Here is a 6,520-nt window from a genome sequence, read left to right as displayed (position 1 = left end):
CGCCGCCCCTGATAGCCAGCCAAATCTTTCTCGACATGGTCCGGTGTCAAGGACCGCGAAGCGGCCGGCGAAGCCGGCGGCCGCAGGCCGTCCTTTACTCCGGGGCAGGTCGAGAAACACTCGAGGACAGGGTCGGCGGCCCAGACCAGCCACAAGAATCAGTCCCGTCCAAGCGGCGAAGGGACCTACTCAACCGTCCGAGCAACCTCCGGCAACTCCCCAGACTCCCGCAGCGAGTCGAGCAGGTCACCAGGAAGAATCCAGACGGTCGCAAGCGGGAACGGCCGCTCGCGCAGCATCACCGCGCCGGTGACGAAGGCCGGCTCGCCCTCCGGGCAGGAGAAGACGATGTCGTCGCCCCACTCCCATTCGCGCTTGACGATCGTGGGGAGCATCCACCACATCAGCCAGTTGCGCTCGGAGTTCATCGCCGAATGGCGGCGGGGGCAGTTGTCGTCGTAGGCGACGACCGCGTCGGGGTGCTCGGCGAGGATCGAGCGCAGGTCGTCGACGACCGGAGTGGCGTGGTCGAAGTGGTCGTGGAACTTGTCGGAAGCCACGTCGGCGACGGCAGAGCCGGCTACGCCGACGACCAGAACGAGCGCGGTGACGACCACCGAGCGCACCCGGTCGCCGACCCGGGGGCTCAGCCGGGAGAGGGCCGCGAGGAGCGTCCAGATCGCCAGCGGCACCAGAGCACACATGGTCGCGATCAGCCAGAAGCGGTTGTCGTTGGTGAACGACGGAATGGGTCCCGGCTGCGGGAACTGCCCGTCCGGAAGCGCCCACCACCACGGGATCGCACCGGGGATGTGCGCCGGGGTGGTGTAGGCCCAGGTGGGTGCGTCGGGGGCGACGACGAGGATGGTCACCAGCGAGATCCCGGCGACGATCACCCAGGTCCAGACGAGGACCGCCCGGGAGCGTACGGCCTGGATCGCCGCGCAGACCCCGGCCAGCACGAGGACCGCGAAGACGGGGTCGATGTAGCGCCCGTAGATCCAGTAGTCGAAGCGCCGCCACTCCATGGTGAACAGCGAGTACTCGTTGCCCCAGTTCAGACAGCTGAGGACGTACATCGACCCGGCCGCGATCAGCACGAACCCGGCCGGCCCCACCTGTCGCGAGCGGAGCTCCTTCCAGAACAAGGCGGTGACCACGACCAGGCCGACGATCACGACGCCGAAGCTGCCGATCATCTGCGTCCAGGCCTCGCCCGCGAAGGTGTCGACCCAGTATCGCGGGTTGGCCTGGGTGACCTTCTCGAAGAAGTCCTGCGCCTGGATGAACTTCCACGGCACCAGCTGCGCGTGGAACCAGAGCGCGGCCTTGTTGGCGGCGACGGCGAGCACGCCGGTGGCGACCAGCCCGACGAGGGCGACACGGGCAACCTGCCACTTGCGTACCACGAAGCTGTGCACGATGAAGCAGGTCAGCCACAGCGCGACCGCGGCGACGAAGACCTGCATCCGGGCGTGGGAGAAGAGCGCGAGCCCGGTGAGCAGGCTGAGCAGGAGTACGCCGCGATAGGTCGGCTTTTCCCAGAGCCGGAACGCCGCCAGGGTCGCGAGGACGACGAGCAGCGTGACCAGCCGCTCGGAGAGGATGTAGTCGGCCTGGATCGCGCGAGGCGGCAGGGCCATCACGATGGCGCCGGCGACCACACCCTGCGCCGGAGTGACCCCGCTGAGCCGGACCGCGACCCGGGCGAGCGGCCAGATGGTGAGCATGCTGATCACCAGGCCGACGACGATCGCCATCTTGTAGAACGTGAACACGTTGGACGTGACCAGCCACAACGGCGCCAGCAGCACGCCCCACCCGGGGTAGTAGCCGGGGGTGTTCAGCTGTGGCGAGTCGAGTCCGAGGACGGTCCGTCCATGGATGACGGTGCCGATCTCGTCGTACATGAACGAGAGGCTGGAACCCCAGGCGATGTAGGCGTTGATCGCAAGAGCGACCACGACGGAGACGACAGCGGCGATGCGCCAAAACCGATCCACGCCGCGGAACCTATACCCACCTCATAGGCTCTGCCGGGTGGACTCCCCGAAGCTGCCCATCCATCTGCGAATCATCCAAAGCCCCCACGACCGCTCCGGCCATCTGCGCGCCGACGACGGCTGGGTCGAGAAGGCCTGGTCCGCCGAGACCACGAGGGTCCTCGTGGTCGCCGGCAACAGGGTCGAGCCGTCAGGCGAGACCGGAGTGAGGTGGCGTACGCCGGAGGCCTCTCCGGAGGGGATCCGGCTGCTCCTCGGCGACTCCCCCGATGGAGCGAGCTTCGCCGTGCTCACCGGCCGTGAGGAAGCCGGAGAGACGTGGCGTGACCTGCGCGGTCTCTTCCCCGCGCTGCTCGCCGACACGACCGAGGCGAGCTTCCTGATGCACGCGATCGGCCTGGCCGAGTGGCACCGGGCGACCCGGTTCTGCTCGCGTTGCGGCGGCGGCCTCCAACCGCGGGCGGCCGGTCACGAGCTCGCCTGTGCGGAGGGACACCTGACCTTCCCCCGCACCGACCCGGCGGTGATCATGCTGGTGACGTCGGGGGAGCCCGGGAGCGACGACGAGCGTTGCCTGCTCGGCAACCACACCCGCTGGCCCGCGCCCAACTTCTCCACCCTCGCCGGCTTCGTCGAGCCGGGGGAGTCGCTCGAGGACGCGGTCCGTCGCGAGGTCGGTGAGGAGGTCGGCGTACGCGTCGGGCAGGTCGACTACTTCGGCAACCAGCCGTGGCCGCTGCCGGCCAGCCTGATGCTCGGCTTCTTCGCACGTGCGGCGTCGACCGAGATCACGGTCGACGCGGACGAGATCCGCGAGGCGCGCTGGTTCACCCGCGCGGAGCTCGCCGCGGTCGCGAGGAGCGGTGAGATCAAGCTGCCCAGCGGCATCTCGATCAGCCGCTCGCTGGTCGAGGAGTGGTACGGCGGGGAGCTTCCCGGCTCGTGGTGACCGGTGTCAGACCAGCTCGGCGAGCTTCGCCTTGACCTGAGCGATCGACGGGTTGGTCATCGCGGTGCCGTCGGAGTAGACGAGGGTCGGGACGGTCTGGTTGCCGCCGTTGGCCTGCTCGACGATCTGCGCGGCCTCGGGGACCTGCTCGATGTCGACCTCGTCGAAGGTGATGTCTTCACGGCCGAGCTGACCCTTGAGTCGCTGGCAGTATCCACACCAGGGTGTGGTGTACATCGTGAAGCTGCTCATCGGGGGATCTCCTCATCAGAACTGTCGGTGCGAGCCAATAGTGTTGGCCTCCAAGGCACAACGTTCCCACCCCGAGGAGTTCTTCCCGCCCATGACCCCCGAGTCCCTCCTCGCCGCCCTCGACCCTGAGCAACGCCGGGTGGCGGAGGCACTGCGCGGTCCGGTCCGGGTGCTGGCGGGTGCGGGGACCGGCAAGACCCGGGCGATCACCCACCGGATCGCCTACGGCGTCGCCACCGGTGTCTACGCGCCGCAGGAGATCCTCGCCGTCACCTTCACCACCCGCGCCGCGGGGGAGATGCGGCAGCGACTGCGCGCGATGGGCGCCGGCGCGGTCCAGGCGCGCACCTTCCATTCCGCCGCCCTGCGCCAGCTGCGGTTCTTCTGGCCCAAGGTCTACGGCACCGAGCTGCCCAACCTGACCGAGTCGAAGATCCCGCTGATCCGCGCGGCCGCGCAGCGCCAGCGGATCAACGTCGACCAGGCCCAGGCGCGCGACCTGGCCTCGGAGATCGAGTGGTCGAAGGTCTCCAACGTCCACCCCGACGACTACCCGAAGTCGGCCGAGGCGCGGGGCCGGGAGGTCGGTGGACTCACCCCGTCGATGGTGGGACACATCTATGCGGCCTACGAGGACGTCAAACGCACCCAGGCGCGGATGGACATGGAGGACGTGCTGCTCCTGACCGCCGGCCTCCTGGAGCACGACGAGCGCGTCGCAGCGCAGGTCAGGCGGCAGTACAAGTGGTTCACCGTCGACGAGTTCCAAGACGTCTCGCCGCTGCAGTCGGCGCTGCTCGACCTGTGGCTGGGCGGGCGCAGCGAGCTCTGCGTCGTCGGCGACCCGGCGCAGACGATCTACACCTTCGCCGGCGCCGACGCCGCCTACCTGCGTGACTTCCCGACGAAGCACCCCGGTGCCACTTCGGTCGAGCTGGTCCGCAACTACCGCTCCTCGCCGCAGGTTGTGAAGGCCGCCAACAAGATCCTGGAGGGTACGCCGAGCGCTGGTGTCCAGCTCCAGGCCCAGCGCGACTCCGGTCCCGCCGTCGAGCACGTCGAGCAGCCCGACGAGGTCGCCGAGGCCGAGGGTGTCGCCGCCGAGATCCTGCGCCTGCACCAGGCCGGCAAGCCCTACCACGAGATGGCGATCCTGTTCCGGATCAACGCCCAGTCGGAGGCCTACGAGGACGCGCTCACCGCCCGCCGGATCCCGTACGTCCTGCGCGGCGCCGCCCGGTTCTTCGACCGGCCCGAGGTCCGTGAGGCGGTGACCCGGATCCGCGGCGCGGCGCGAGGCGGCCAGGGTGCCGTGATCGGTGACGAGCTGCTGGAGTCGGTCCACGGGATCCTGGCCGGGATGGGCTGGACCTCCGAGCCGCCCGAGGGGCGGGGGCAGACCCGCGATCGCTGGGAGTCGTGGCAGGCGCTGATCGACCAGGCGCGCACGTTCTCCTCGGCCGGCGGCGACCTGGCCGGCCTCGTCGCAGAGCTCGACCGCCGCGCGGCCGAGCAGCACGCACCGGTGCCGTCGGGGGTGACCCTGGCGACGTTCCACGCCGCCAAGGGGCTGGAGTGGGACTCGGTGTTCCTGGTCGGCCTCCAGGACGGCACGATGCCGTTCATCCTCCGTGGCGAGGAGCCGACCCCGGCCGAGATCGAGGAGGAGCGGCGGCTGCTCTACGTCGGCCTCACCCGGGCGCGGGTCGATCTGACCCTGTCCTGGGCGCTGGCACGTCAGCCGGGCCAGGCCGCGCGGCGCAGGCCGTCGCGGTTCCTCGACCCGCTGCGGCCGGCTCGGTCCGCGGCGCCGACCCGGCGCCCCGGCTCCGGGAAGGCCCGGATGTGCAAGGCCTGCGGCGGGCCGCTCGGCTCGGCGGCCGAGAAGCGGATGGGTCGCCACGAGGGCTGCGACGCGCCTTACGACGAGGCGCTCTACGACCGGCTGAAGCAGTGGCGCAAGGAGACCGCCGAGGCGATCCGTAAGCCTGCGTTCGTGGTCTTCACCGACGCGACCCTCGAGCAGATCGCCGAGCAGAAGCCGGGCACGCTCCAGGACCTGCAGCGCATCGCCGGCATCGGCCGCAGCAAGGTGGAGACGTACGGCTCGGAAGTCCTTGAGGTGATCATCGCCGAGGCCTGAAACCCTTCAGAGAAATTCCTCGAAATCAACGGGTTTAATCGTTTGCGGCCGACCCGCCCGGCCGGTTACTGTTCTTTCATCAAGTAAAGCCGCGCGCCGATGAGGCGCGCCCGACAGCCCCGAAGGAGGTGGCCCCAGTGAAGATCAACCAGATCAAGACGCCGATCAATGGCATCGCCATGTCCGCGTGCGGCCACCCCGAGCTGTCGAGCCCGCTGTTCACTCTGATCGGTCAGAGCCCGAAGTGGGCCACCCCGGCTGCTGGTGCCTTTACGGGCGCCGGTTACGGCATGCGCGTCGAGGGACTCGTGTCCCCGCAGGCGGATGCCATCAAGGTCAAGTCCCACGGGATTCGAGCCTGGAGCTGTCCGACTACGTAGAACCACGTAGTCACAGCAGCCTCCAGGCCGCGGAACCCGAAACCCGGGATCCGCGGCCTTTCTGTTTCTCAAAACCCGCGATCAGTCACAAAGGAGGTGTACATATGACCAGCATTCTCGAGCCCGAGGTCACTCTCGGCGTTCTCCACGACCGCGCCAACCGCTACGACGAGGACCAGCTGCCCTGCCGGGTCAACAACCCGGAGCTGTGGTTCGCCGAGTCGCCTGCCGACGTCGAGTTCGCCAAGACGCTCTGCGCGACCTGCCCCGTGCAGCCGCTCTGCCTCGCCAGCGCCCTCGACCGGCGTGAGCCCTGGGGCGTCTGGGGCGGCCAGTTGCTCCTGCAGGGGAAGGTGATCCCCCGCAAGCGGCCCCGTGGCCGGCCCCGTAAGGACGCCGCCTGAGCAACCGAACACCATCAACACCAGCAGCCGTTCAACGACGAAAGGCAACAGCCATGAACACGATCGTGATGACCATGGGCGCCGGAGCCCGCTGACCAGCAGGAGACGACCAGACATGAACACCAACCGAGTACGGAGCACTCAGATGAACTTGCTTTACGAAGACCTGGCGCGCGCGCAAATGTCCGCGCGCCTGGGAGAGGCGCGTGAACTGCGGCGAGGCCATGCCCTCGTCAAGGCTGCTCGCCTGGGCCGCAAGGCCGAGCGAGCCGCCGTCCAGGCGAAGCTGGCTCTTGCCCGCGCGCTGTAAGCCCCTCTCGGGGCAGAAGACCTCACCCCTCTGATCGCGGGTGTGGAAGATGACCGGCCAGTCCGAGAAACCCTCGGAC

General features: G+C 68.9%; 7 protein-coding genes. 4 read left to right on the top strand and 3 right to left on the bottom strand.

The window, feature by feature from the left end; all coding sequences use genetic code 11:
• Positions 1 to 185: 185 nt before the first annotated feature.
• On the bottom strand, positions 186 to 2,003 hold the full coding sequence (locus tag ACFU7D_RS28000; RefSeq protein WP_378873467.1) for a hypothetical protein: 1,818 nt from the start codon (positions 2,001 to 2,003) through the stop codon (positions 186 to 188).
• A gap of 37 nt (positions 2,004 to 2,040) precedes the next feature.
• On the opposite strand from ACFU7D_RS28000, the gene nudC reads away from it, so the two are divergent.
• The gene (nudC, locus tag ACFU7D_RS27995) at positions 2,041 to 2,952 is read left to right on the top strand and encodes an NAD(+) diphosphatase (RefSeq protein WP_378873465.1); all 912 of its coding nucleotides are present in this window, start codon (positions 2,041 to 2,043) and stop codon (positions 2,950 to 2,952) included.
• 6 nt (positions 2,953 to 2,958) lie between these two features.
• On the opposite strand, the gene ACFU7D_RS27990 is transcribed toward nudC, so the two are convergent.
• Positions 2,959 to 3,204 (bottom strand): mycoredoxin, encoded by a 246-nt coding sequence (locus ACFU7D_RS27990; RefSeq protein ID WP_378724573.1) that lies wholly within the window; start codon positions 3,202 to 3,204, stop codon positions 2,959 to 2,961.
• Between the two features lie 91 nt (positions 3,205 to 3,295).
• Here ACFU7D_RS27990 and ACFU7D_RS27985 point away from each other — a divergent pair, with 91 nt between their 5' ends.
• The 3 genes from ACFU7D_RS27985 to ACFU7D_RS27975 all read left to right on the top strand — a co-directional run bounded on the left by ACFU7D_RS27985 (position 3,296) and on the right by ACFU7D_RS27975 (position 6,131).
• Positions 3,296 to 5,347 carry an ATP-dependent DNA helicase UvrD2 gene (locus ACFU7D_RS27985; protein WP_378873463.1) on the top strand — a complete coding sequence of 684 codons (2,052 nt, stop codon included), beginning with the start codon at positions 3,296 to 3,298 and terminating at the stop codon, positions 5,345 to 5,347.
• A gap of 137 nt (positions 5,348 to 5,484) precedes the next feature.
• Positions 5,485 to 5,727, top strand: a complete 243-nt coding sequence (locus tag ACFU7D_RS27980; RefSeq protein WP_378873461.1) for a hypothetical protein — start codon at positions 5,485 to 5,487, stop codon at positions 5,725 to 5,727.
• A gap of 104 nt (positions 5,728 to 5,831) precedes the next feature.
• On the top strand, positions 5,832 to 6,131 hold the full coding sequence (locus ACFU7D_RS27975; RefSeq protein WP_355021597.1) for a WhiB family transcriptional regulator: 300 nt from the start codon (positions 5,832 to 5,834) through the stop codon (positions 6,129 to 6,131).
• A 31-nt stretch (positions 6,132 to 6,162) separates the two neighbouring features.
• Here the strand turns inward: ACFU7D_RS27975 and ACFU7D_RS27970 are convergent.
• Positions 6,163 to 6,520: hypothetical protein (locus ACFU7D_RS27970; protein WP_378873459.1), on the bottom strand; the 358-nt coding region annotated here is incomplete at its 5' end.

The sequence above is a fragment of the Nocardioides sp. NPDC057577 genome (assembly GCF_042801335.1).
In the GTDB taxonomy this organism is placed as follows: Bacteria; Actinomycetota; Actinomycetes; order Propionibacteriales; family Nocardioidaceae; genus Nocardioides.
Note: the sequence above shows the minus strand (reverse complement) of the source record. Positions and strands in the feature narration are given on the sequence as shown.

Bases quoted from the DNA above. Each gene is read 5' to 3' on its own strand.
- ACFU7D_RS27990 (WP_378724573.1), bottom strand. From the start codon at position 3,204: ATGAGCAGCTTCACGATGTACACCACACCCTGGTGTGGATACTGCCAG.
- ACFU7D_RS27985 (WP_378873463.1), top strand. From the start codon at position 3,296: ATGACCCCCGAGTCCCTCCTCGCCGCCCTCGACCCTGAGCAACGCCGG.
- ACFU7D_RS27975 (WP_355021597.1), top strand. From the start codon at position 5,832: ATGACCAGCATTCTCGAGCCCGAGGTCACTCTCGGCGTTCTCCACGAC.